Raw genomic sequence first — 25,320 nt, forward strand, 5'->3', positions numbered from 1 at the left:
AGGGAACTCACTGCACGGCCTCCGCGGTGGCGGCAGGCGCTGCGGCGCCCCGGCCTGGATAGTTTTCCAGCACGTCGAGCAAGGCCAGCATGCGGCCCATGCCCTCATTGAGCACGGTGCCCGGCACCGGCGCGCCCGGGCGCACCGCACGCCCGGCCAGGCGCGCCAGGAACGCGGGCGCTGCCGCGGTCGGCGCATGTTCCAGGCGCAGCACCGACAAACCCAGCTGCAGCGCGGCTACGGCAGCGCCGGCGGCATCGTGCGCATCCTGCGCGAAATGGTCGATGGCATGGCGCAGCGTGCGCAGGCCGGCCTCGGCCGCATCGGTCCACAGCGCCCAGCGCGCCACCTGCGCGGCATCCTGCGCCAGCGCCGGATCGCACAGCAGGTAGCGCGTATCGAGCAGCTCGCCGGTGGCGCGGTCGGCCAGGCGGGCCACCACCAGGCAGGCGTCGATGCCGCCGTCGGGCGTGCCCTTGCCGCGCACCGGGCTGTCCGGCACGCGCACGTCGGCAGTTGCCAGCCAGCGCACGGCGTCGCGCTCGCGCACGGTGTCTTCGCCGACGGCGTGGAAGGTCAGCGTGTCCGCCAGGGCATCGAGCTTCCACGCGGCGCCGGCGCTGACCACGCGCGCGGTCTTGCGCGCGCTGGCCACCCAGCGCTCGCTGGCCTGCTGCCAGCGCGCCAGCGTGGCGGCGGACGGCATCGTCTCGAGCAGGTTGACGACCTTGCGCGCGGCGCTCATCGCGGCGCGCAGTTTGGCGGCATCGGCTTCGGCCTCGCCCAGCGGCTGGCCGGCACGGCCGGTCGGCGTGACGGCGGCAGCCAGCGGCATGCCGTTGCGGTCGGCCAGCCACAGCGTGTGCTGCATCGGCTGAGGCGAGCGGCGGCCGGGCACGGCCACCTGCAGCGTGGCGGCGATGGCCAGCACGTACTGTTCGCACTGGCGGGTCACGTCCCGGCACACGGCTTCGCGCACCTGCTGCGACATCGCGCGCAGTGCCGGCGCGCCGGCGCCTCGCTGTTGCCACAGCGAGCGCGCCAGGTCGAAGCCCAGGCCCGCGCCATTGAGTTCGGCCACGCACTGGCCCAGCGCGTCGGCGCTGTCGGTCAGCGAGCGCAGCACGTCGGTGGCGCCACCGCGCGCAGTTGTCTCTTCACCCGCGCCAGCGGCAGCGCGGCGCGCGGCATCGGCATCGGCAAACACCGAGCCGCGGCGCGGCGTCAGGAAGGCACGCTCGACCAGCGCGGTGCTGCTGGCCAGTTCCAGGTGCTCGGGCACGCGTTGCCCGGTGGAGGCATAGAAGACCGGCAGCCGGTGGCGGATCACCACGTCCAGCACCGAGCCCAGGTGGGTGGCTTCGTCCAGCTTGCTGATGATGCAGCCATCGATGCCGCCGCCATCCGGCGCGGCGTCATGACGGTACGCGTGCACCACCTCATTGAGAGTATCGCCATGGCTGGCACCGTTGAGCAGCAGCACGCGCTGCACCGGCGCCGGCACACCGGCCAGCATCGCGATCTGCTCCGACAGGCTGCGGTCACGCTGGCTCATGCCGACGGTATCGATGATCACCAGGTGCTTGTCCTTCATCGCCGCCAGCGCAAAGCGCAGGTCGGCGGCGTCCTTGACCGCATGCACCGGCACGCCCAGGATGTCGCCATAGATGCGCAGCTGCTCATGCGCGCCGATCCGGAAGCTGTCGGTGGTCAGCAGCGCCAGCTTGTCGGCGCCGTGGCGCAGCACGAAGCGCGCCGCCAGCTTGGCCGTGGTCGTGGTCTTGCCCACGCCGGTAGGGCCCACCAGCGCCAGCACGCCGCCTTGCGCAAACAGGCTGTCCTCGTCGGCCAGCACCGGCAGCTTGCTGGCCAGCTCTTTGCGGATCCAGCCCATCGCCGCGGGACGGTCATAGCCCAGCGGCAGCCGCGCCAGCAACGTGCGCGCCAGTTGCCCGGAAAAGCCCGCGCCCACCATCCATTCGAACAGCGATTCGCGCAGCGGGTCGCTCGCGGCCACGCCATGCGCCGCCGCGCTCGGGGCGACACCGGGCGCCGCGCTGATGCCGGCCAGCTGGCGCTCCAGCATGGCGCGCATCGATTGCAGCTCGCCGCGCAGGTCGCCGATGGCGGCGGGCTCGGCCACCGGTGCGGGCGGCACATACACCTGCGCGGTGGCGGACACGCTGCCCAGGTCCGTATCGCGCATGGCGACGATCTCCACGCCGCCCTCGACGGTGCGGTTGGACAGCACCACGGCATCGGGTCCCATGGCTTCGCGCACCTGGCGCATGGCTTCGCGGCCGTTGGCCGCGACAAACTTGGCTACGCTCATCTATGGCTCCTCACGCGCCGATCATGGCGGTGATGCGGATATTGCGGTTGTCGGGCACCTCGGCGTGCGACAGCACCCGCAGCTGCGGCATGGTGCGGCGCAGGAAGCGCGCCATCAGCGGACGCAGCTGCGACGGCACCAGCAACACCGGGTCCATGCCCATCTGTTCCTGGCGCGTAACCGCGCCCTGGGTCTGCTGCAGCAGCGCGTCGGCCAGGCCCGGCTCGATGCCGCCGCCGTTGGTCAGCGCCTGCGACAGCACGCGCTCCAGGCCGGCATCGAGGCCGATCACCTGCAGGTCGGCATTGTTCGGGAACAGCTGCTGCGTGATGGCGCGGCCCAGCGCCACGCGCACCATCGCGGTCAGCTCGTTCGGATCGCTGATCTTGGGCGCGTGTTCGGCCACCACATCGAGGATGGTGCGCATGTCGCGGATCGGCACGCCCTCGTCCAGCAGGTTCTGCAGGATCTTCTGCAGGCCGGTGAGCGAAATCGTCTTCGGCACCAGGTCTTCGGTCAGCTTGGGCGAGTCCTTGGCGATGCGGTCCAGCAGCGCCTGCACTTCCTGGCGGCCCAGCAGTTCGGCGGCGTGCATGTGGATCAGGTGGTTCAGGTGCGTGGCCACCACCGTGCTGGCATCGACCACGGTATAGCCGTACGCCTGCGCCTGTTCCTTGATGCCGGCATCGATCCACACCGCCGGCAGGCCGAAGGCCGGATCGCGCGTGGCCGCGCCCGGCAGCGTGCCGCTGACCTGGCCCGGGTTGATCGCCATCCACTGGCCCGGCATGGCTTCGCCGCGGCCGATCTCCACGCCCTTGAGCGTGATGCGGTAGGCGTTGGGCTTCAGTTCCAGGTTGTCGCGGATATGCACCACCGGCACCAGGAAGCCGATCTCCTGCGCCACCTTCTTGCGGATGCTCTTGATGCGGCCCAGCAGCTCGCCGTCCTGCGCGCGGTCCACCAGCGTGATCAGGCGATAGCCCACTTCCATGCCGAGCGGGTCCACCAGCGTGACGTCGTCCCAGCTGGCTTCGGTCGATTCCTGCGCCACCGCAGGGGTGCGCTCTTCACGCTGTCTGGTCTGCGCCTGCGTGGCCGCGCGGCGCGCGATATAGCGGCCCATCCACACCAGCGCGCCTGCCAGCAGCAGGAAGGCAAAGTGCGGCATGCCCGGGATGATGCCCATCAGGCCGATGATGCCCGCGGTCAGGTACAGCACGCGCGGGTTGGCAAAGAGCTGGCCGGTCAGCTGCTCGCCCACGTCCTGCTCGTTCGACACGCGCGACACGATCACGCCGGCCGCGGTAGAGATCACCAGCGCCGGGATCTGCGCCACCAGGCCATCGCCGATGGTCAGCAGCGTGTAGTTGTGCACGGCGGTGCCAAAGTCCAGGTCATGCTGGACCATGCCCACCACCATGCCCGCGGCCACGTTGATAAACATGATCAGCAGGCCCGCCACGGCATCGCCGCGCACGAACTTGCTGGCACCGTCCATGGCGCCGTAGAAGTCGGATTCCTGCGCCACCTCGGCGCGGCGCTTCTTGGCGGCGGCTTCGTCGATCAGGCCGGCGTTCAGGTCGGCGTCGATCGACATCTGCTTGCCCGGCATCGAGTCCAGCATGAAGCGCGCGCCGACTTCCGCAATCCGCCCCGCGCCCTTGGTGATCACCATGAAGTTGATCACCACCAGGATGGCGAACACCACGATGCCCACGGCAAAGTTGCCGCCCACCAGGAAGTGGCCGAACGCCTCCACCACCTTGCCGGCGGCGTCCGGACCGGTATGCCCTTCCAGCAGCACCACGCGCGTGGACGCCACGTTCAGCGACAGCCGCAGCAGCGTGGTGAACAGCAGCACCGCCGGGAACGCCGCAAAATCCAGCGGCTTCTGCGTGTACATGCTGACCAGCAGCACCATGATCGCCAGCGCGATATTGAAGGTGAACAGCAGGTCCAGCACAAAGGGCGGCAGCGGCAGGATCATCATCCCCAGGATCATGATGATCAGCAACGGCCCGGTCATGGCCTTGAGCTGGCCGGCCGAGCGCAGGCCGGGCAGGTTGAGCAGGTTGCTTAGTGCGTTCATTCGCGCATTTCCGGTACGGCGAGTTCATCGGGCACCTGCAGGTCCGCCGGCGCCTGCGGCTGCGGGCCCTGCGAGTAATGCCAGTGCTTCAGTTGATAGACCCAGGCCAGCACTTCGGCCACGGCGGTATAGAGGCCGGCGGGGATTTCCTGGCCCAGCTCGACATGGCGGTGCAGCGCGCGCGCCAGCGGCGGCGCCGACATCAGCGGCACGCGGTGCTCGGCGGCCAGCGCGCGGATGCGCGCGGCCACCTCGCCGGTGCCCTTGGCCACCACGCGCGGCGCGCCCATGCGCCCTTCCTCATAGCGCAGCGCCACCGCAAAGTGGGTGGGGTTGGTCACCACCACATCGGCCTTGGGCACCTCGGTCATCATGCGGCGGCGCGCCATGGCGCGCTGCTGCTGGCGGATGCGGTTCTTGATATGGGGGTCGCCCTCGCTCTCCTTGAACTCCTGCTTGACCTCTTCCTTGGTCATGCGCAGCTTCTTGAAGAACTCCCAGTACTGCCACGGCACGTCGATGGCCGCCACCACCAGCAGCGACAGCGACACCACCAGGCAGCAGAACATCACCAGATCGACCATGTGCAGCAGCGCCTCCTGCACCGGCGCATTCATCAGCGCGATGGCCTCGGGCAAGCGCCGCCACAGCACCCACGCGCCGACCGCGCCCACCAGCAGCGACTTGGCCACCGCCTTGAGCAGCTCCACCAGCGAGTGCGCGGAAAACATCCGCCCCAGCCCCGCCAGCGGCGACAGGCGCGAGAACTGCGGCGCGAACGACTTGGCCGAGAACACCCAGCCGCCCAGCAGCAGCGGCGCGGCCAGCGCGGCCACGCCGAACAGCAGCAGCAACGGCAGGAAGGCCAGCAGGCTGTCCCACACCATCAGCGCAAAGCGCGACAACATGCGCGACGGATCGAACGCCGTGGCCGGCTCGAAGCGCAGCGCGCCCTGCATCACCTGGTTCAGGCTGCGGCCCAGGTGGCCGCCCAGCGTCCACAGGCCGGTCACGCCGGCAATCAGCATCACGAACGTGGCCAGCTCGCGCGAACGCACCACCTGCCCCTCCTCGCGCGCCTTTTCCAGGCGCCGGGGTGAGGCGGGTTCGGTTTTCTCGAGATCGCTTTCTTCGGACATCCACGCTCCGTGCGAAGCGGCCAGCCGCTATTCGTCAGCGGGGATTATCGAAGCGTGGGGGTGTTCCCATTCGCGCGAAAAGGCGGGGGAATTGGGTGCTGTTTTGGATATGGAGGACCGATGGGGTTAACGGCGGGCGAGTCCAGAGTCTTTAGGCGAAAAGTGACGAAGCCGTGGACCAGCGGGCACTTTGAAGCAGTCTCTGCCCGCTCACTGAAAGCGCATTTCACATCGTGGGATTTCCGTCGTCGGCAGCGCGGCTCCGGGTTTCGTTCTGCGAAAGAACGTTCCGCATCATGAAAATTGTAGTCTAACTCATTGAAACATAAGGACAAACAAAGTCTTATGTCTTATATAAGACTAGGCCGCAACAGAGCAAGATGCCCCTACAATGACTCCACGCTGTTTGCTTCGACCCACGGTCGGCACGCCAAACGATTTTTCTCAAACGCGCCTTCTCTTAGGAAACTGACATGGCCCAGTATCAAGACGACATCAAGGCAGTGGCTGCTTTGAAAGAAACCCAGGGCAGCGCCTGGAATGCCATTAACCCCGAGTACGCTGCCCGCATGCGCGCGCAGAACAAGTTCAAGACGGGCCTGGACATCGCCAAATACACCGCCAAGATCATGCGCGCCGACATGGCCGCCTATGACGCGGACCCGTCGAAGTACACCCAGTCGCTGGGCTGCTGGCACGGCTTTATCGGCCAGCAGAAGATGATTTCCATCAAGAAGCACTTCAACAGCACCGAACGCCGCTACCTGTACCTGTCCGGCTGGATGGTGGCCGCGCTGCGCTCCGAGTTCGGCCCGCTGCCGGACCAGTCGATGCACGAAAAGACCGCGGTCAGCGCACTGATCCGCGAGCTGTACACCTTCCTGCGCCAGGCCGACGCCCGTGAACTGGGCGGCCTGTTCCGCCAGCTCGACGCCGCCACCGGCGCCGAAAAGGCCGCGATCCAGCAAAAGATCGACAACCACGTCACCCACGTCGTGCCCATCATCGCCGACATCGACGCCGGTTTCGGCAACGCCGAAGCGACCTACCTGCTGGCCAAGCAATTCATCGAGGCCGGTGCCTGCTGCATCCAGATCGAAAACCAGGTCTCCGACGAGAAGCAATGCGGCCACCAGGACGGCAAGGTCACCGTGCCGCACGAAGACTTCCTGGCCAAGATCCGCGCCATCCGCTACGCCTTCCTGGAACTGGGCGTGGACGACGGCATCATCGTCGCCCGCACCGACTCGCTGGGCGCCGGCCTGACCAAGCAGATCGCCGTGACCAACCAGCCGGGTGACCTGGGCGACCAGTACAACTCGTTCCTGGATTGCGAAGAACTGTCGGCCGACCAACTGGGCAATGGCGACGTCGTTATCAAGCGCGACGGCAAGCTGCTGCGCCCGAAGCGCCTGCCCAGCAACCTGTTCCAGTTCCGCGCCGGCACGGGTGAAGCCCGCTGCGTGCTGGACTGCGTGACCGCGCTGCAGAACGGTGCCGACCTGCTGTGGATCGAAACTGAAAAGCCGCACATCGCCCAGATCGCCGGCATGGTCAACGAAATCCGCAAGGTCATCCCGAACGCCAAGCTGGTGTACAACAACAGCCCGTCGTTCAACTGGACCCTGAACTTCCGCCAGCAAGCCTATGACGCCATGAAGGCCGCGGGCAAGGACGTGTCGGCCTACGACCGCGCCCAGCTGATGAGCGTGGAATACGACGACAGCGAACTGGCCAAGCTGGCCGATGAGAAGATCCGCACCTTCCAGGCCGACGCGTCGCGCGAAGCCGGCATCTTCCACCATCTGATTACGCTGCCGACGTACCACACTGCTGCGCTGTCGACGGACAACCTGGCTAAGGAATACTTTGGTGATCAGGGCATGCTGGGTTATGTGGCTGGCGTGCAGCGGAAGGAAATTCGCCAGGGCATCGCTTGTGTCAAGCACCAGAATATGTCTGGGTCGGATATTGGGGATGACCACAAGGAGTACTTCAGCGGGGAGGCGGCGCTGAAGGCGGCGGGGAAGGACAATACTATGAATCAGTTTTGATTCTGGTGGGACACCGCAAAGCAGAACGCCAACCCGGAGGGGTTGGCGTTTTTTTATGAAGCTAGTTGCTTCCTGGTTGCTACTTTTGAAGATCACCGAAGAGGCCGCCGGGCGCACCCGCCTAACGCCTATGCCGAGGCTTCTCAAAATCCGTGAGAAGTCGTGATACAAATCGCTCAGCGATGCCTAGAGTGCTGGCGTGCAAGCTATCGCTTCCGGGGAAAAGGACGGCAGTATCCGGCCACGAGCAGACCTTCAACAACGGCATGCAAATTGTCGACAATCCCGCATGTATGGCTTAACGTAGGTGTCCTTCCAAGGAACCGATTGCGAAAATGATGAGTTCGACGACTTCCGGCAGCGCAGAGCCTTCCACCGCGCATCGGCTTGTGATCGTCGAGGGCATTATGGGTTCAGGCAAGTCAACGACGATGCGCCTCATTGCGAAACATCTGCAAAATGCGGGGCAGCCAGCGTTGCCGGTCCACGAGAGGACAGAGCCACACCCCGTGCGCGCGACAGACGAACTTCAGCACTGGTTTGAACCGTGGAGGGACGCGACACCACAGCATCTCGCGGACCGTGCTCTAGCTAGGTGGAAAGCCTTTGTCGAGGCGACAAAGGCGGAGACCCCTATCCCAATAATGGACGGCCAACTGTTTCATGGAGACCTGACTCACCTGCTGCTGATGGAAGCCGAGTCTGCGTTGATTTTCGACTACGTGCAGACGCTGGCCGCAGTCACTGCTCCGCTCAATCCGTTCGTCCTTTACCTTTGGCAGGAGGATGTCGAGAAGGCTGTACGGACTGTCTGTGCGGAGCGTGGCGCCGAATGGATTGAATATCAGATGAACTGGAAGCTCGCGGCCCCTTACTGCGTGCGCAGGGGTTACAAGGGATTAGAAGGGCTTATTCTCCTATATCGCGATTACCGCCGAATCACCGATGATTTGTTTCGCCAGCTACCATTAGCCAAGCTCGCGATTGAGAACTCTGCAAGGGACTGGCCAGCCTATGAGGGGCAAATTCTGAACGAGTTGCGGCTGCCAGGGTCTGGTGTGGAAGCCAATTGATACGGTCATTTTGTGCAGTCATTGTATGACTGTCGATGCCGAGTAGACACATCCACGGACCGCTTATCGGCAATGTGTATGTCTCTTGACGGTCTACCGAAGCTCGCGGACCCATCCTGCGTCGGTGCCGAGGGCTGCCGCCTCCAGCCAGTTTCGGTCCCTCGTGGCCCTAGACCGTTGGCCACTCGAGCGGCTGCTATGCTTTTGGAGCGGGTCGTTAAAAATTTGAACCGCTGCTGATCCTTATCGGCGGTCGGGCTGCGTCAGACTCCGGCGCTCTGCGTTACAACCTTCGCTCCTTGATATCTGATCGCATGTACTTAACCGGCTTTTGGCGGCTGCCAGCCCAAAACAGGTCCGACATGCACCGATATACCGTAGGCAAATGAATCCTGCTTGTAAGGAGCACCACAATAGAGGATGGCCGCGCATTCTTTAGCGAGCATTTTGTAAATGCCATTTTCAGTTCCGCAACTGTACAGCAACGCGACACTGAAGAGTTTCTCCCCGTGGGAAGCATCGACGGTCATAAAGAGCGCCTCATCGTCGGGCTCGTGGACCTTCACATTCCAGCCAGCATCACGTAAAGGGCGAACCAAATCAGTCATACATTGCTGGGAAAGAAGCTCCTTACGGAGCAGAACGCCATTGTCTGCTGGCAAGGGCGGAACCAGGCGCCCATGTTTTCGAAAATGATCTTGTTCGGCGAGCTTCAGCTTCATCTGAACATCGCCCCGAAGCAGCGCCTGTTGCCATAGCAAGGTGCTGTCGTCATTCATATCAGGGAGAAAAAACGAGACACAATGAGAGGCGTCGTACCAGGATTCGATGGCTGCAAGTGTCGCAAGCGCTACCACCATCCGAGCGAAATTCGGCGGTTGCTGCCATGACGCCGCGGTGCCGTGTGCAAACATGTGCCGATTCAGCCAGGTCACCCCTCGGTATTCATCGGTATTGCAGAAAAAATGATTCTTGAGCCACCTGCGAAATGTCTCAAAGGCGAAAACACGCTCGTCCTGCCCGAATAGATAGTCACAAGTCTTATATTCTGGCGGGACCCACATTTGGTCGAAATGGAGTTGTGCAGCAGTTTCGATCGCGCGATTCACTGCGTGATCAATCTTGTTCGGGGCAGTAGCCTTAGTTCCGAGATCAGAAACAATTCTTGTCAGACTGCCCTCGATCGCCGGTATCAACGCTCCGACACTGGTAGCCCAATAGCCGCTATAAGCGCCTAGATAAGCTTCTCGCGCCAACGGCACGATCTCTCTAAGACTGCGAGCGAGGGGCAAGATCTGTTCGATGCAAACCGCCTGGAAGGCCAACGTATATAGCGTTGACGTGTGGTATTTGAAAAGATCGAGTGCCCGCTCTCTCGTCACATGCTTGACGGAAGCAAGTAGCTTAGAGATTTCATCCATCGGCAGCCATAGCGGCATAAACCACTCAATCTTGTCCCATAGAGCGGCTTGATCGTCGTGTTGTTTTCGCCGTATTTGCCAGTTCTCATCGCCGGAAACCGGAATGGTCGGAAAGCATGCTTTGCCACCTTCGACGGTCAGGACAATACACGGCGTCGTATGGAAGGCGCCGACGTTTGCAAGCTTCGCGACCGGATTGATGAGCCGCTTGTCGCTAGCCCATTTTTCAATGAGGTCCGGTGTCAAGGCGTTCAGCGACGTCTCATTAAGCGCGCGCCGCCAAATTCCACTGAATTTATCCTCGAGATTGAAGAAAGACATTGAATCCCATCCAAAGTGCAATCGTCGTTAATTTTGTTTAGTGATTTACCACCGGTTTCTGGACACGGCTGCCGTCGAGCATGCGACTAACCGAACGTCCGCTCCACCTTGAAAGCGGCCCGATATGTCGCGCCGAGCCGACCGGCCACATTAGGTCGGCCAGAGACGGCTGCGGCCTGGTCGTTGGTAGCCGGCCAAGGCCGGCTACCAACAGTCATCTGTGCGTCCCGCTCTATGACCATATCAGAGCGAAAACTGTCAACACGGTAAGAGGCTTCCCTGAACGCGAGCCGACGATTAGCTCTGCCCCTAAACCCGGACGCTCCGCGTCGGCGACTTGCGCAGCTGTCGTTCAGCGGGCTTTCGGGTCTTTGGTTTTTTCATATCATTCTCGCCTTCCTTTTTGGAGAGGATTGACGGCTCCTCGGCGGAGGAAAGGAGTGAGGTAGCGGCCTTGCGTTCTTTCGTCGCGGGGCTCGGGGGGTCACCGTCGACTTGGCGGCTTCCTTAGCGGCCTTAGCGTCGATGCCTCGCCGCGTGAGATCTATGCCTATTACCCGAATGTCCTCAACGCCAGGATAGTCGGCCGAGATGACCGTCCAGTGCCGCTGGAGTTCGTCTACTAGAGTTTCGAAAGTGTCGGCTCTGCGTCCGTTCGGCAAATCCCAGTAGGACTTCGTTCCGAGGTAGACCATGAGGAAGATGCCGCGGCTGGAGCGGATGTCGCGCAGATAGTCCCCGCACAACTGGATTTCAAGCCGCTCGAAAAGATGAGGGCCAGTCCACTTGTCAGCGAGCTTTAGCTCGGCCGGCACCGGCGCGTCGAAGCTGACGCCGAAGAACCGCAGATCGGGACGCTTTGCATCGGCAAGTTCCTCCTCCTGCGGGACGACATACCGGCCTGCGGCGCGATCGCGACACCATCCGCCCACAAACTTCCTGAATTCCGTCTCCTTATCGACAGCTTGGAGCATTGCGGCGATGCTGGAATCGCCGTCCTCCAGGTCGTGCTTCAGCGCGTCGAGCTTGTCGACAGCGTGATACCAGAGCTCGCGGTGATTCGCCGGCGTCGCTACGAGCGACCTGCCGAACTCTTGAACTTGTGACGGTGTCCACGCGTCGACATCTGCGTCTGCGGCGGCCTTCGCCTTCGCGTGGTAGCTCATCCACGGTCGTGAGTCTTCGTCGGGGTGTGCACGTCCCATTTCAAGCAACGCGAGGAACGCCTCCTTTCCAGGCGTCTCTCGGATGAATGCAATGAGCGCGTCTCGCGCATCCTGCGCATAATCGCGCAGTCCCGGCGAATACACGCCTTGCCCTGCACGCTCGATGTCGTCTTGCCGTCGGATGTAGAGCGCCATCAGCAGATATAGCGACTTCATGTGCTCGACTGTGCGGAATCCGAGCCGCGCATGGCCCTCCTGCGATCTCTCACCGACGAGGGCCACGATAAAAGCGAGGGCCAGCTTCGTTTGCTCGGCCGAGTTGTCTATCCCCGCGAGCCGGGCGGTAAGGGCAGGAATGGCCGCGACAGGATCGACCCCAACCCAAGCTGCGAACCAGATCGGAGAAAAGGTCATGTTGCGGGTGGCGTTGGCCTTCCGCGAAGCAATTGCGGCGATTGTCTTGTCGTCAACCGACGATCGGTTGACGATCGACAGCAGGTGACCGAGGTTCCGTGTATTGATCCGCTTCGCGCGCAACTCGGGCAAGAGAGCCGGAGCGATCTGATCCCAGATCCAGTCGCCGTGCCAGGCGACGTCGTAGAGTACGTAGTGGCTCTCGCCTTCCGCCGTTTCGGTAGAGAGTTCGTATTTGATCTCGTTCAGCAAGACGTCGAATACCTGAGATGGGAACGACTTGTGCAGTCGGGGAAGCCAGATCGGGAAGCCATTGAGTTCCTGCACAGCATATCGGGTCGCTATCTCTGCCTCTGCCGCAAGAAGGGGGGATGGCCAAGTGGCAGTTTCCCGCGCTTCGATAGACAATCCGGTGAGGCCGAAGATTGTCGAGAACGGCGTGGAGTTTGCGGCAGCGCCGTCGGAGCGGAGCAGCGGCGTGTTCTGTCGCCAGTATCCGACAGCTCCGTCCCGAAACGCGCGCGCAACGTCTTGGCCGAACTCTCCAGCAAGCGATTGCCAGTTGCCCTCGGTCCACCGATTGTGCTGACCCTCGGCGTCGCGCATCTGATGGTGAAGGTAGTGTTGGTCTCGGGATATCTGGCCGGGTTTGCCAAAGTCTCGGATCTTCTCCACTCGACCCGCCAAAACCCGCTTCGCCTCCTCCTTGGCCGCAGCCTCGCGCGCAGCATCTTTTTCAGCTCGGCGCTTCCAGGCTGCCTGCTGGCGCTTGAACTTATCAGCGGCGCCCTTTGACGGCTTAAGCAACTTGCCTAACTCGGCATCCACGTCCGCATCGGCTGCCGAGGCCTCCTTGAGCGCGTCTCGCCACGCTCGAAGCTGACCGTTCTGCTGGTAGAGAGCGAAGGCGACTGACAGGGCAACGAGTTTATCGTCTAGGAGCGGCCGAGCTGCGATCTCGTCGCGCATATAGTCGAAGTCCGTCCCGTCGAAACTCCAGTATGCGCCAACGATTGAGACGTTCCAATAGTTGGTCAGTCGCTCGCCATTCTTGCGCTTCCGTCGCGCGCGCTCCTCGGTGACGCTATGCCAGAAAAGTGCGCGGTTGAGCGCTGGCCATCCGCGGACCAGTCGGGGCAGTTCGTTGCGCTCCTCCGCGAATGCGCCTCGCCCATAGTCTCGGGCGATGGGGAGCTTCCGCAGGGTTGAGAGCGCCGCTTTCTTCAGCGTGGCTGGATCTCGGAGTCCGATCATCCGCACCAGGGCTTGGGCTGCGGCTTGGCCGAGCCAGCTGTATCGCTTAGAAATTTCGCAGTGATACTGTTCGACGACTGGCCTGCGGCTAAGAAGCCTGGCAAGTCCATCGAGCAACGTAGGAACGAGCGTCGATGGAAGCCCGACCACGTAGCTGACGAGCGAATCCGAGAGTGGGTCGGTCTCGTACCGCTTCTTAGGTGCCGCGAGCGCAAGAGCTGCCAGCAGCCAGTCCACGTCGGTCTGCGTCTGGCCGAGGCTCCCGACAAGCTCGCCTAGCCAGCTTCGCCGGAGCGGCGGAGCTTCCGTGATGAATGCTTCGCGAACCTCGGAGCCATCCCGTGGCGGCCCGACCTCGATCAATGCCCGAATGGCGGCCGTGCGCACAAATTTGCCGCGTGACGTGAGGGCGAAATACTTGGCCTTGTCTGCGAGCGCGGCGATGCCTCCCTGCTGGACCATACGCAAAAGGAACCAGACAATGTCGTCGTCGCCGCTGTGCTTGTCGAGGAGCTCACGAATACAGTCCGCCAAGTCTGGGCTTGTGAATCGCTGCACGGCTGAGTATTCGGTGGCGCTTCGACCGTGCGCTGGCTGGCTTAGTTGCTCGCAGGTTTCGCGTAGGATTTGGGCACGTGTATTTACTGGTAGTTGCGCGGGGTCCCCGCCCTCGAACAGTACCTCCGGCGCGAGACGCATTACGCGTTCGAGAATCCGTCGGTCGAGCAGGGCTAGCCAAGGAAGAAGCGGCCGCATCGTCGGGACCACGACCTCGATGCCGTACTGGCGCCGGAAGAAGAGGTTCTCAATCTTCGCCCGCGACCCTTCGTCGACAAGCATAGTGTTAAACCATTCTGCTGTAAGGAATTCACGGACGGAGCGGTGGTGGAAGCGCACAGTCCCGTAGATTCCCTCGTCGAATATTGGCCTAGTCAGGAGTGTCCGGCAGTCAGCGTCGTTCCAGTCGGTCAGCACCTCCTTGATTGGAAGGCCGCGATCGTTCTGCTGGCCGTCGGGGACCCGGATCGCCGACTCTTTCGCAAGCGTCGCCGTCGCCGCGACGAGGCGCGCGCCCTCGCGAATGCGACCCTTGGAAATCGGGTTGGCGTCGGCACGATCCTGATCGCGCTCTTCCAACCGCTTGTCGATGCTTGCCCGTATAAGCTCAAGGCGCGAGCCGATTTTTTTGTTGGTGATCCAAAACTCGACGGTCTCAGCGAGGTCGAGGGGACGACCCGTGAATGACCAGGCATCGGCGCGTTCCACCGCTTTCTTGAAGGCTTTGATGTCGGTGACGCCCTTGGCGCGAGCAAAATGATCGACCTGCTCGCCAGCGAGGTCGTCGAGCGCAACGATGCGGAAGGGCGACTTTCGGCGCTTCGACCCAGAGACTTCTCCGGTGGTCACCGCTTCGTCGGATTCCTGATCCTCCTCGGGCGCGGTTACTGGCGCCGTCCACGGTAGCTCCGCCTCGCAGATCATGAGATCAGTTCTAGGCCGCCAGGCATCGGTACGCCCAGTGATGATGACCCGGGTGCGTTGAAGGACGCTGCCGAGCTTGCGTCCGACCTTGCGTATGGCCCGCTCGAAGTCCTTCGGGTCTTTCAGTCGAGCTTCGTCGACGGAGTCTAGAAGAAGCCAGCCCTCCTCGCCGGAGGTCATCCACGCCTCGAACTCCTGGAGGGTTCCCTCTTCGAACGCGGTGTCGAAGTCCTGGCCGAGGTGCTCGATGCGCAGAAAGAATGCTTGCTTCGCGTTCTGCCGCAAGTCGCGGCAGACGTTCCGGAGCTCTTCTGTCTTTCCCGACCCTGCCTCGGAGAGGAGGACGACGCGCGGCTCCTCGAGTAGATCGGACCACTGCGTAAGCTTGTCGCGGCGCATCAGCCGGAACAGCTCGGACTCCTTGCCTTCCTCCTCGCTCAACGCGAGATCGTGAAACGTTCGATGAAGCTGGATAAACTCGTCGAGGTCGTCCGACATCTCATTTCCCTTTGCACAGTCAGTGACAAAAGACAGCAGTTCTGTTTGCTCATCGTCAATTTCCCCATTATGACGTGAGTAGGATTTCACGGGATGGCACGCCAAAAATACCTCTGTGTACCGGCGGGCTTATTCAGGGATGATGAAGCGCGATAGTCGTATTCGGAGACTCATGCATCGGCACCGCACGTAGGAGGCTCAAGACTCCATCTGTTGTTGGACGCAGCCTGCATGAATGACCGCGCAGTGTGATTTTTTCCAATGAAGTCGTGGCTAACGTGTCTAACAGGGGCCAGGAGAGCCAATTCAGTCGGTCGCTTGCCTGTGGACGATTCCTTACTGCAAAGCGAACGCCGGCCGCCGGATTTGAATGGCCGCAATGGGTCGAGCAGACGGCCGTAGCCTGGCGACGCACTGAGAAGAAATCCGGCCGCTGGTGGCCAATTCGCATAGTAAGTGTTAGGCAACCCAATGCCAGTTGCGCCGGCCGCAAGGATAGTGCGCCGCTTGGTCTGCATCAACACCATTTCGTATGCCGATCGACTAGGATTGCGTCGTCGCGCAATCTCGCGAACGGCACCATGCTGGCCCGGATGGCGCCCTGATCCGATTCCGCGAGCCACACATCGCAGTCGCCTAGCAATTCCAGCATGGCGCGAAACGCGCAGTCGGCAACGAAGCTGTTCAGCCCGACTCGCCCTTCTCGAATATGTTCGTGAATGGCGTCTATCAAGTCCGTGTGATCGGCGATTTCGCGGCGCAGGCCCAGTTTGGAACTGACGTATCCGACGTATCCGCGTTTGCCTTGAGCAACTATGGCGATGGCCCGATACAGCGCCTCCATTTCACGCCTACGTATGAACGGCGCGGGCTCAGCCCGTGCGTGAAAGAATATCTGCAATGCCTCCGCGCTTTTGACGATGCTGGCGCACCACATGTTGTGGCGCATCAACGGCGGCTCGCGAAGATCGCGCACGACAAAGATTCTATCGAGATGGTCGGCAAACGCGCGGGCTTGTTTCGCACGCCATGGCAGCTTCCACCACTTGCCGAATTCGCGCTCATAAACCCATTGCTTCACTGCGGGAAGGAGCGAGACTGTTAGCCATTCCAGCACGTACTCGCACGACCAGTCCCCTCGCTGTGAAAACGTCTGGTTCGGATCCAGGTCATTAGGTTGCCACAGCAACACCACCTCACGCCCAATGGAGAGTTGGTTGATCTTCGTCGCATACACAATGGCGTGATACCCAGCGTCGTATTGTTCGGTACTACGTTTGTGATAAGGCTTCAATACATTGCGATTGGCGTCGAACATGTGCCACGGTGTCGTGCCGTTGTCGACATCGTGCGCCTCAACAAATCGTCCTATTTCCTGCCATACGCTTTCGTCGACCGCTGCGAGCGCGACCTTGTTACCGGCCCATGTGACAAACGGAAAGTCCACAGCACACCACGCCGTTTCCAATTCAACCAGCGCGTCGCGCATGACATCTGTCAGCAGGTCAGCAACGCCAGCGATTTCTCGTGCGCCATCCTTCTGAAAGAAGATGCGGCAGTTCGGCAAATCGACGAGGTATTGGTCAGGGTTCTGATGCAGCGCGCCTGCGACGAATCCCCGGTACGTGGGCGTCAGCGGCGCGTCGGTACCGAATAGGAACTTCTTCAACAGCCATGTGTGCCCCACTGTAAGCGTGATGCCCGCGACGTCCGGCCGTGCAAACGAGATGGCTGCGGAAGCACGCGCAAATTGCCGATCGGGCACGACAGCGCTCAGCGAGAACCATGGCCCCTTGAAATGCCAGCTATTTCCGTTTCGACTGACTTGTCGATGAATCCCATCAATCTCTAGCGAGGACGCGCGGTACCCATCGTCGCCGAGTTCGACCGAACCGCTCTGCGCCGATGGCAACGCGTCTCGATTCTGCGGACTAGACGAGGCACTCTGGGCAACCAGATCACGCGCCCAGCGTGCCACACGCTCTCTCGGATCAAAGAACGCCTTGCTCACTAACTCGTAGAAGGCAACCCGTTCCATCCACCGATTAGCAAACAAATCGATACTGTGCCAGGGAAAGAATTTGGACAGTATGTCCGGATAGGTCTGGACCCGCTGAGTCAGCGTATGCGCTGTCCACAGGTCGCCCTCGATGCCAGCCTGCTTCAATCGCTCCTTTTCCGTCGCCCAGCGCAGTGCCAGTTGGCCCCCGCCCATATCCTGCTGCGCCACAATCATCGTGAAAGTCCGAGTGGAAGCTGCCCACGGCCCCTCGAGGAAGGCATCGACGGCTTTGGTCAGGCGCGTGGGATCGAAAGTTCTCCACGCTTTGCACTCGAATACGCTCAGCTTGCCAGTTTCTTGGGCGTCAAACGCAAACAAGTCGATGCCACCTTGTGCCTTTCCTTCGCCGCCAAGACGTTTGCAGCCGGCCAGCGTATGGTCTTTCTTGAGTAACCACCAGCAGAACTGTTCGAACGTAGTGCCGCTCATCGCGGAGAAATCGAGCAACGGCTCGCCCAATGGAGACGCGGTCTTGCTGGTCAAAACGGTGGCATCGGGTGCCACGGAATCCGGCCATTCCTGAGGCAAGTCTGGAAGCGTGTCTGTCATCGTTGTGGATTCGCGGATACGGAGTGTCTTAGGGCTCCTCAGCCGAATCATGACATGAGCTAACGCTCGCGAGCGAGACAGACTGGCAAGCATCCCACCACGGTGGGGTCAAGGATTTATCCCGATGAGTCGCCGCCCCCAATCAACCTTGAGAAAACAGCTCCTGCCGCGAGCGATCCTGAATTCCGGTCAGAATCGAACGCTCATGGCACTGGCCGATCAGCCTGGAATAGGGCGGTGTGTAAGAGTTGCGAAGCGGGCCGCCAATCCAAGGCCCGTCGCGCCTTGTGGACAGGCAACAGGCTGAGCAAGCCAGCATCTCGAAGTTGGGTGTCTGCGGGCCACAACAGTGCGAAGCGCGGCAGGCCACCAGGCTCGCTAGAATACCCGGAACGCTCTAGCGGCGATGGACTGCATTGCGCCTAAACTGCGCGGCCCGCAATCGGCCAGACTGGCCATATCGCTAAAGGAGAAAAGATGCAGCCCCGAACGAAATTCTCGCCAGCTAAAGGCACACGTGTGGCCGCCGCCATTGCATCCTGCGGCGGGGCCTCCATTGCCGTTCTTGTCTCGCTTATGTTTGCCACTTCAGCCGTGGCCGGGTCCATCCGTGCAGATTGGCTAGTAACCTTGCCGCTACTCGCCTGGATATCACTTTCCGTCATGACCGTTCGCTGGATTCAGAACCGCGCTTGTCATTGACTGTGGCCTGTTGCAGGGACTATTTGCGGCATTGCCTCTAGCGTTGCATTCATTCCGATCGCAATTTTCTACATCGCTGCAGTGCCTCTCGCCATTTACCTGGTTTTCTGGCACCTGCGGCATCCCACCGGGTTTCCGTTGAGTCGAAAGACCTGAGTTGCCAAGTGGTCGATCAGTTCGCGTGAAGCGAATGGCTCCGGCTACTGTCAGCTCAGCAACGAACCGGGCCAATTGCCTGGCTGCTTTCAGCGGGCCAGGATTCGGAACGGCGCGTCGCGATACCGATGACGGGAAACGGGCGGGGTCGGCAGCCAATATCACGACTGCCCACCCGTCCCAACATCACTCAACCCCCAACCCCAACCCCTCCACCACCGCTAACTCACTCAAAACCTGCGTCTCATGCGCCAGCGTAGCCGCCAGGGAAAGCAACCCCTTCCAAACCCCCTGCTCCAAATCAGCGGCCTCCAAACTAACAGCCCCATGCTCACTAGCCATGAGCAATAACCCATGAAGCTGCGCCGCCCGCTGCACCGCAAGACTCAACGGATTCTCCCCAGGGGTGTGAGCGGTGACGAGCATGTCGACACCATTGTGTTCCGCAGTAATACCGTGATGACTATGGCTATACATGACGCACCTCCGCAATCGAGGTATGCGGGCGTTGATGCAGCATGAAAGCGCGGGGAATAGCCAATCGCCCGGAACGGGCGAGCAACGACTGATACATGGAACTACCTCCTCATACAGGTTCAGTCCCGCTACCCCGCTGCTAATCGGGGCGGGCGGGCGCAAGGCAGGGTTAGCAGACCGGTGAGAAGGAGCCGGCGAGCTCGAGAGCTCCCCCGCCATGGCCCGCCCATAGAAATGGCGTGCGCGGACACGGCGGATGTAAGGATACCGCCAGAAGGCGGATCGGCTAAAGTTCTCACTCGGGCTGCTAAACCCGGTCGCCACGACGCAGCGACGAGCCCAGTATGTAGAGAGCCAGCAAGCGCGAGCATGGGCAAACTCTTAAAAATGCGTGCCAAACCGAAACGTTCTGGGAGCGACATTGTTTCGTTGTCGGCCCGAAGCTGAAACCGCCCCCCACCGTTCATTCGCATTCCAGGTAAGCCCATCCACCCAGCAGGTACGGAACCTGCAAATGCCCTGTCGTCCTCCCCCACCCCACCCCGCCATGAACCCTATCACCCTGATCGGCGCCCCCACCGACGTCGGGGCCGGCACGCGCGGCGCCTCGATGGGCCCGGAGGCGCTGCGTGTCGCTGGCCTGGCAGAGGCGCTGTTACGCAATGACTTGCTGGTCGAGGACGCAGGCAACCTGAGCGGGCCCGCCAATCCCTGGCTACCGCCGCAGGACGGCATGCGTCACTTTGACGAAGTGGTGGCGTGGAACCGTGCCGTCTATGACGCGTGCCTCGGCACGCTGCAGGCGGGCCGGATGCCGCTGCTGATGGGCGGCGACCATTGCCTGGCGATCGGCTCGATCAGCGCGGCGGCGCGTTATTGCCGCGATACCGGCAAGACGCTGATGGTGCTGTGGCTCGACGCCCACGCCGACGCCAATATCGGCGCTACCACGCCTACCGGGAACATGCATGGCATGCCGGTGGCGTGCCTGTGCGGAGACGGTCCGGCGCCGCTGACCACGCTGGCCGGCGCGGCGCCGGCGGTGCCGCGCAGCGCGATCCGGCAGATCGGCATCCGCAGCGTCGATGCGGAGGAGAAGCGGCGCCTGCACGCGTTGCAACTGGCGGTGTATGACATGCGCTACATCGACGAGAACGGCATGCGTCACACCATGCAGCAGGCGCTGGCTGGCCTCGATACGCAGACGCACCTGCATGTCAGCTTTGACGTGGATTTCCTGGACTGTGCGATTGCGCCGGGCGTGGGGACGACCGTGCCGGGCGGGCCGACCTACCGCGAGACCCAGCTCTGCATGGAAATGATCGCCGATACCGGACGGCTGGCGTCGCTGGACGTGATGGAGCTGAATCCGGCCTGCGACGTGCGCAACCAGACCGCGCGGCTGGCTGTGGACCTGGTGGAAAGCCTGTTCGGCAAATCGACGCTGTGGCGTCCGCCACCTGCCTAGGCTTTACATCCTTGCCTGTCGACGCTTCGGTATTACCGCGGCGGCTGGAAGCCGACACGGCAGAGCCGGTGTGCCCGTGTCGTTCCCTCCAGTGCTGCACGTAGTTTCTGCAACGCGCCTGCCACGGTAATCCGGCAGTCAGCCTGAACACGCCATCAGGTTATGCCAGGAAGACCGACCCGGCTACCGGCACAAGGCTTGCATACGCCGTCGCCATCCGAATCTGAACGCTCTCGTCACCTGCACTTTCCCGTCGCGGGGTCGAACCAAGGAGGCTTCATGGAAACTCTCACTAGCTTGCTGGATGCCAAAGGCTGTCCGTTGGGGCAGCAGCGGTTCACATGGAAGGACATCACGCCAACGCCGATCAGCAAACTGGACGACGACGCCTTCACCCGCGTGCGGATCATCCTGATGAACGGGCTGGAGCTCGATGCACTGCGGCTCAAGCACATCATGGCAAGGTGCAACCGCGAACTGCGTACCGAGCTGGCGCAGGTGCGGCGCATCGAGCAGCATCAGGCGACGACGATCAACTGGCTGATCGGCGCGGATCATTCCCCGCTGGAAACGACAATCGGCTATGAGCAGGTCGCCATCGAAGTCACGGCCGCGGTGGCGCAGACGGAGCCGGATCCGTACCAGGCGCAGGCGTATCGCTTCGGCCTGCTGGAGGATTTCGATCACCTGTATCGCTACAGCGCCTTGCTCGACCGCCTGGAAGGCAAGGATGCCAACAATATTACGCAGGGGTACACCGACATCGTGCCGGGCCGTCCCACCTGGGTCGAGCATCGCGCGCCGCAGGACGACGTGCGCGAAAGCTACGACCGCGCTACCGCCGCGCTGATTACGAAAATCCATGCCGCCATGATCACCGCGGCGGAATACCAGACCCATGACTACTACATGAATATCGGGCCGACCTTTACCGACCCGATCGCGCGCCAGCTCTATGCGGAGATTGCCTCGATCGAAGAGCAGCACGTCACCCAGTACGGATCGCTGACCGACCCTGACGAGAGCATGATCGAGAAATGGGTGATCCACGAAGCCATGGAGGCCTACAACTACTACAGCTGCGTGGAGCAGGAAACCAACCCGAGAATCAAGGCGATCTGGGAGCGTTTCCTGGACTATGAGCTCGGCCACCTGAACCTTGCTTGCGAGATGCTGAAGCGCCATGAGAACCGGGATCCGGCGGAGCTGCTCTCCGGCGAGCTTCCCAAGCCGGTGGATTTCTCCAGCCAGCGCGATTATGTGCGCAAGGTATTGGCCAGCGAGGTCAACTTGCGTGCCAACGGCAAGGACTTTGTGCCGCTGGAACAGGACAGTCCGGCCTCGGTGGCTTATCGCGAGCAGATGAACACGGACGGTTCGCCGTCACGCATCGTCTCGGAAGGCTATGTCTGGACTCCGGGAACGGAGCTGGTGCGACTACGCAAGGCGGCCTGACGGCATCGGCATGACCTGCGGCAAGCGCGACGCGCAAGACCGTACGCGCAAGACATGGATACAGGAGCTAAGCATATGGAACGCACCGTCAAGATGGGAATGAACCGCACCGGAACGATGATGTCGCCACTGGATACCGAAGCGATGCAGCGTTACGCCGACGCCATGGGCAGCGACAGCCCGTCGTCGGCCAGCAATCCGACCGACAAGGCCGGCTCGCCGATGCTGGCGGATGCGCTGCGCGCGGCGCTGACCATGGAGGCCGGCCGCATCGGCTCGGTGCCGCTGCCAGCCAGCGTCAAGGGCATGGTGGCGACCACCGTCGACAAGGCGACCGGCAACGCCCCCGAAGTGCTGATCGACAAACTGGCGGAGCGGCTCGCCTTCGAACGTACCGGCACGCGGTTGTACGAGTCGCTGCTGGCCCGGGCGCCGCAGTTTGACGCGGCAGCCATCGATCCGGACATGCTGGCGACGATGCAGCAGTTCCACGACGAGGAGGCGCAGCATTTCGCCTTGGTGGAGGCGGCGATGCGAGAGATCGGCGCCGATCCGACCGCGATGACGCCGTGTGCCGACACCAGCGCGGTGGCCTCGTCGGGGGTCCTGAAGGTGATTGCGGATCCGCGGACCTCACTGCCGCAATGCCTGAGCGCGGTGCTGACGGCCGAGATGACGGATAACGCCGGGTGGGAGCTGCTGATCAAGCTGGCGCAGGCCAGTGGCCACGAGGAAATGGCACGCAGCTTTGGCGACGCGCATCTCGCCGAAGGCCGCCATATGGAGACCATCAAGCGGTGGCTCGAGGCTGCGGTACTCGCCGAGGGGGCGTAAGGAACCGAGCGGGCGAAAGCGGGAATCCAGCGTCGTTGAAAGTCACTGGGTCCCCGCTTTCGCGGGGACGACGGTCACTTAGGTCCGCGGCCGATTACCGATCTGGAGAACCGCTACGGCGGCCCGGACAGCGAGCAATGCAAGCCTTGACGGGAAACGTCAAAAGCCGAGGCTCGCCAGCAGATCATCCACCTGCGCCTGGTCCGACACCACGTCCGGCTTGCCTTCCGGATTCACCTGCGGACCATTCATCAGCGTCGACGGCGCCGGCGCTTCCACGCGCCGCTCGGACGGCACGTTGTCGATCAGCACCTGCAGCAGTTCCTGCTCCAGCGTGCGGATCATGTCCATCATCTTCTTGATGACCTGGCCGGTCAGGTCCTGGAAGTCCTGCGCCATCATGATGTCGAGCAGGTGGCTGTTGGTGGCGCGGGCTTGGCCCGGCACCTCGGACAGGAAGGCGCGGGTGTCCAGCACCAGCGAGCGGGCGTCGGCCAGTTCCACCGGCTGGTCGAACCACGCGGCCCAGCGCTTGTCCAGCGTTTCGGCCTGCTGTTCGATGTCGGACTGGATCGGCTGCGCCAGTTCGACCGCGTTGAGCGTGCGCTCGGCGGCCTGCTCGGTCATCGCGGCGATGTAGTTGAGGCGGTCGCGCGCGTCGGGGATGGCCTGCGCGGCGCGCTCGATTTCCTTGTCCAGGCCGAGCTCGCGCATGTTGTCGCGCAGCATGCGCGTCAGGTTGCCGATACGCAGGATCAGTTGTTCGGCGGAATCGTTGCTCAGGGTGGGGGTCATGACAAACGCGCCTCCGCCTCAGCCGCCGAGTTTTTCGAAGATCTTGGTGATCTTCTCGTCCAGCGTGGCGGCCGTGAACGGCTTGACCACGTAGCCGTTGGCGCCGGCCTGGGCCGCGGCGATGATGTTTTCCTTCTTGGCCTCGGCGGTGACCATCAGCACTGGGATCTTGCCGATGTTGGCGTCGGCGCGGATGGCCTGCAGCATCGACAGGCCGTCCATATTGGGCATGTTCCAGTCCGAGATCACGAACTGGAAGCTGCCGTCCTTGGCCTTTTCCAGGCCGGCGGCGCCGTCCTCGGCTTCTTCGACGTTGACGAAACCCAGCTCCTTGAGCAGGTTGCGGATGATCCGGCGCATGGTCGGGAAATCGTCCACGACCAGGATCTTGATGTTCTTGTCCACTTTAAAGACTCCAGTAAATGCAGTGATGGCTTGTGGGTCCGGCTTTGTTGTTTCGGCTTGCCGGCTCGCTTAGACCCGTTGCGCGCGCGTGCCGTAGGTGGCCAGGCGCGCCATGACGCGCTGGGTCATCGCCGGCAACGGCACGACTTCATGCACGCCGCCGGCGGCGATCGCCTCCTTCGGCATGCCGAATACGATGCAACTCTGTTCGTCCTGCGCCAGGTTGTAGGCGCCGGCCTCGCGCATGCGCAGCATGCCGCGCGCGCCGTCGCGGCCCATGCCGGTCAGGATCACGCCGATCACGTTCTTGCCGCCGTGCTGCGCGGCCGAATCGAACAGCACGTCGACCGACGGGCGATGGCGGTTGACCGGTGCTTCCTGCGACAGGTGCGCGACGTAGTTGGCGCCGCTGCGGGCCAGCAGCAGGTGCGAGTCGCCCGGCGCGATATACGCATGGCCCGGCAGCACGCGTTCGCCGTGCTCGGCTTCCTTGACCGTGATGCGGCACAGTCCGTCCAGCCGCTGCGCGAATGAACGCGTAAAGCCGGCCGGCATATGCTGGACGATCAGCACCGCGGGGCTGTCGGGCGGCAGCGGCATCAGGAATTCCTTGATGGCTTCGGTGCCGCCGGTGGAGGCGCCCAGGATGATCAGCTTCTCGGTCGACAGCAGCGGGCTGCGCAGCATCGGCACCGGCGCCGTGCCGGTGGTGGACGGCACGGCCGGCGGCGTGGCCGCGCGCACGCGCGCGCGCGACGCGGCGCGCAGCTTGTCGGCAATGGTGTCGGTGTATTCGAGCAGCCCGTCGCGGATGCCCAGCTTGGGCTTGGTGACGAAGTCCACCGCGCCCAGCTCCAGCGCGCGCATGGTGATCTCCGATCCGCGCTCGGTCAGCGACGACACCATCAGCACCGGCATCGGCCGCAGCCGCATCAGCCGCTCCAGAAAGTCCAGGCCGTCCATGCGCGGCATTTCGACGTCGAGCGTCAGCACGTCGGGGTTCAGGCGCTTGATCAGGTCGCGCGCCACCAGCGGGTCGGGCGCGGTGCCGACCACTTCCATGTCGGGCTGGCTGTTGATGATCTCCGTCATCAGGCTGCGGATCAGCGCGGAATCATCCACGCAGAGCACCTTGATCTTGGCGGCAGTCATGATTGGTCGTGCTTGTAGG

The 25,320-nt window shown here is 62.6% G+C and carries 15 protein-coding genes; 5 read left to right on the forward strand and 10 right to left on the reverse strand.

The annotated features are described in order from the left end of the window. Positions 1-7: 7 nt before the first annotated feature. Genes flhF through flhB form a run of 3 tightly spaced genes read right to left on the reverse strand, consistent with a single transcriptional unit; the run spans position 8 to position 5,563 of the window. Positions 8-2,332 carry a flagellar biosynthesis protein FlhF gene (gene flhF, locus LIN44_RS22630; protein WP_227314522.1) on the reverse strand — a complete coding sequence of 775 codons (2,325 nt, stop codon included), beginning with the start codon at positions 2,330-2,332 and terminating at the stop codon, positions 8-10. 10 nt (positions 2,333-2,342) lie between these two features. Next, a complete protein-coding gene (gene flhA / locus LIN44_RS22635) occupies positions 2,343-4,424 on the reverse strand; it encodes a flagellar biosynthesis protein FlhA (RefSeq protein ID WP_227314523.1) in 2,082 nt (693 codons plus the stop codon). Then, positions 4,421-5,563, reverse strand: coding sequence for a flagellar biosynthesis protein FlhB (flhB, locus tag LIN44_RS22640; RefSeq protein ID WP_227314524.1), 1,143 nt, complete (start codon positions 5,561-5,563; stop codon positions 4,421-4,423). Before flhB ends, flhA begins: the two co-directional genes overlap by 4 nt. 473 nt (positions 5,564-6,036) lie before the next feature. Between flhB and LIN44_RS22645 the strand changes: the two genes are divergently transcribed. Continuing rightward, a complete protein-coding gene (locus tag LIN44_RS22645) occupies positions 6,037-7,617 on the forward strand; it encodes an isocitrate lyase (RefSeq protein WP_227314525.1) in 1,581 nt (526 codons plus the stop codon). A gap of 335 nt (positions 7,618-7,952) precedes the next feature. Continuing rightward, complete coding sequence (locus LIN44_RS22650) at positions 7,953-8,690, forward strand: hypothetical protein (RefSeq protein WP_227314526.1); 738 nt, start codon at positions 7,953-7,955, stop codon at positions 8,688-8,690. Positions 8,691-9,010: 320 nt separating this feature from the next. Here LIN44_RS22650 and LIN44_RS22655 read toward each other — a convergent pair whose 3' ends face one another. The 4 genes from LIN44_RS22655 to LIN44_RS22670 form a co-directional block, all read right to left on the reverse strand. Beyond that, positions 9,011-10,432: a hypothetical protein gene (locus tag LIN44_RS22655; protein WP_227314527.1), complete on the reverse strand. Its 1,422-nt coding sequence runs from the start codon at positions 10,430-10,432 to the stop codon at positions 9,011-9,013. A 380-nt stretch (positions 10,433-10,812) separates the two neighbouring features. After that, positions 10,813-15,246, reverse strand: a complete 4,434-nt coding sequence (locus tag LIN44_RS22660; RefSeq protein WP_227314528.1) for a hypothetical protein — start codon at positions 15,244-15,246, stop codon at positions 10,813-10,815. A gap of 517 nt (positions 15,247-15,763) precedes the next feature. Then, complete coding sequence (locus LIN44_RS22665) at positions 15,764-17,857, reverse strand: hypothetical protein (RefSeq protein WP_227314529.1); 2,094 nt, start codon at positions 17,855-17,857, stop codon at positions 15,764-15,766. Positions 17,858-18,901: 1,044 nt separating this feature from the next. Then, positions 18,902-19,192, reverse strand: a complete 291-nt coding sequence (locus LIN44_RS22670; RefSeq protein ID WP_227314530.1) for a hypothetical protein — start codon at positions 19,190-19,192, stop codon at positions 18,902-18,904. Positions 19,193-19,739: 547 nt separating this feature from the next. On the opposite strand from LIN44_RS22670, the gene rocF reads away from it, so the two are divergent. From rocF to LIN44_RS22685, 3 genes are all read left to right on the forward strand, one after another. Then, entirely contained in the window at positions 19,740-20,660 is a 921-nt protein-coding gene (gene rocF, locus LIN44_RS22675; RefSeq protein WP_227314531.1) for an arginase, read from the forward strand. 279 nt (positions 20,661-20,939) lie between these two features. Further along, positions 20,940-22,115, forward strand: a complete 1,176-nt coding sequence (locus LIN44_RS22680; protein WP_227314532.1) for a hypothetical protein — start codon at positions 20,940-20,942, stop codon at positions 22,113-22,115. A gap of 75 nt (positions 22,116-22,190) precedes the next feature. Next, a complete protein-coding gene (locus tag LIN44_RS22685) occupies positions 22,191-22,949 on the forward strand; it encodes a ferritin-like domain-containing protein (protein ID WP_227314533.1) in 759 nt (252 codons plus the stop codon). A 159-nt stretch (positions 22,950-23,108) separates the two neighbouring features. Here the strand turns inward: LIN44_RS22685 and cheZ are convergent, their stop codons facing one another. From cheZ to LIN44_RS22700, 3 genes are all read right to left on the reverse strand, one after another. Next, entirely contained in the window at positions 23,109-23,744 is a 636-nt protein-coding gene (gene cheZ / locus LIN44_RS22690; RefSeq protein ID WP_116384234.1) for a protein phosphatase CheZ, read from the reverse strand. Positions 23,745-23,762: 18 nt separating this feature from the next. Next, positions 23,763-24,149, reverse strand: coding sequence for a chemotaxis response regulator CheY (cheY, locus tag LIN44_RS22695; protein WP_018004712.1), 387 nt, complete (start codon positions 24,147-24,149; stop codon positions 23,763-23,765). A gap of 69 nt (positions 24,150-24,218) precedes the next feature. Beyond that, positions 24,219-25,301, reverse strand: coding sequence for a chemotaxis response regulator protein-glutamate methylesterase (locus LIN44_RS22700; protein ID WP_227314534.1), 1,083 nt, complete (start codon positions 25,299-25,301; stop codon positions 24,219-24,221). Between the last annotated feature and the right edge of the window lie 19 nt (positions 25,302-25,320).

This window comes from Cupriavidus sp. MP-37 (genome assembly GCF_020618415.1).
Taxonomy (GTDB): domain Bacteria; phylum Pseudomonadota; class Gammaproteobacteria; order Burkholderiales; family Burkholderiaceae; genus Cupriavidus.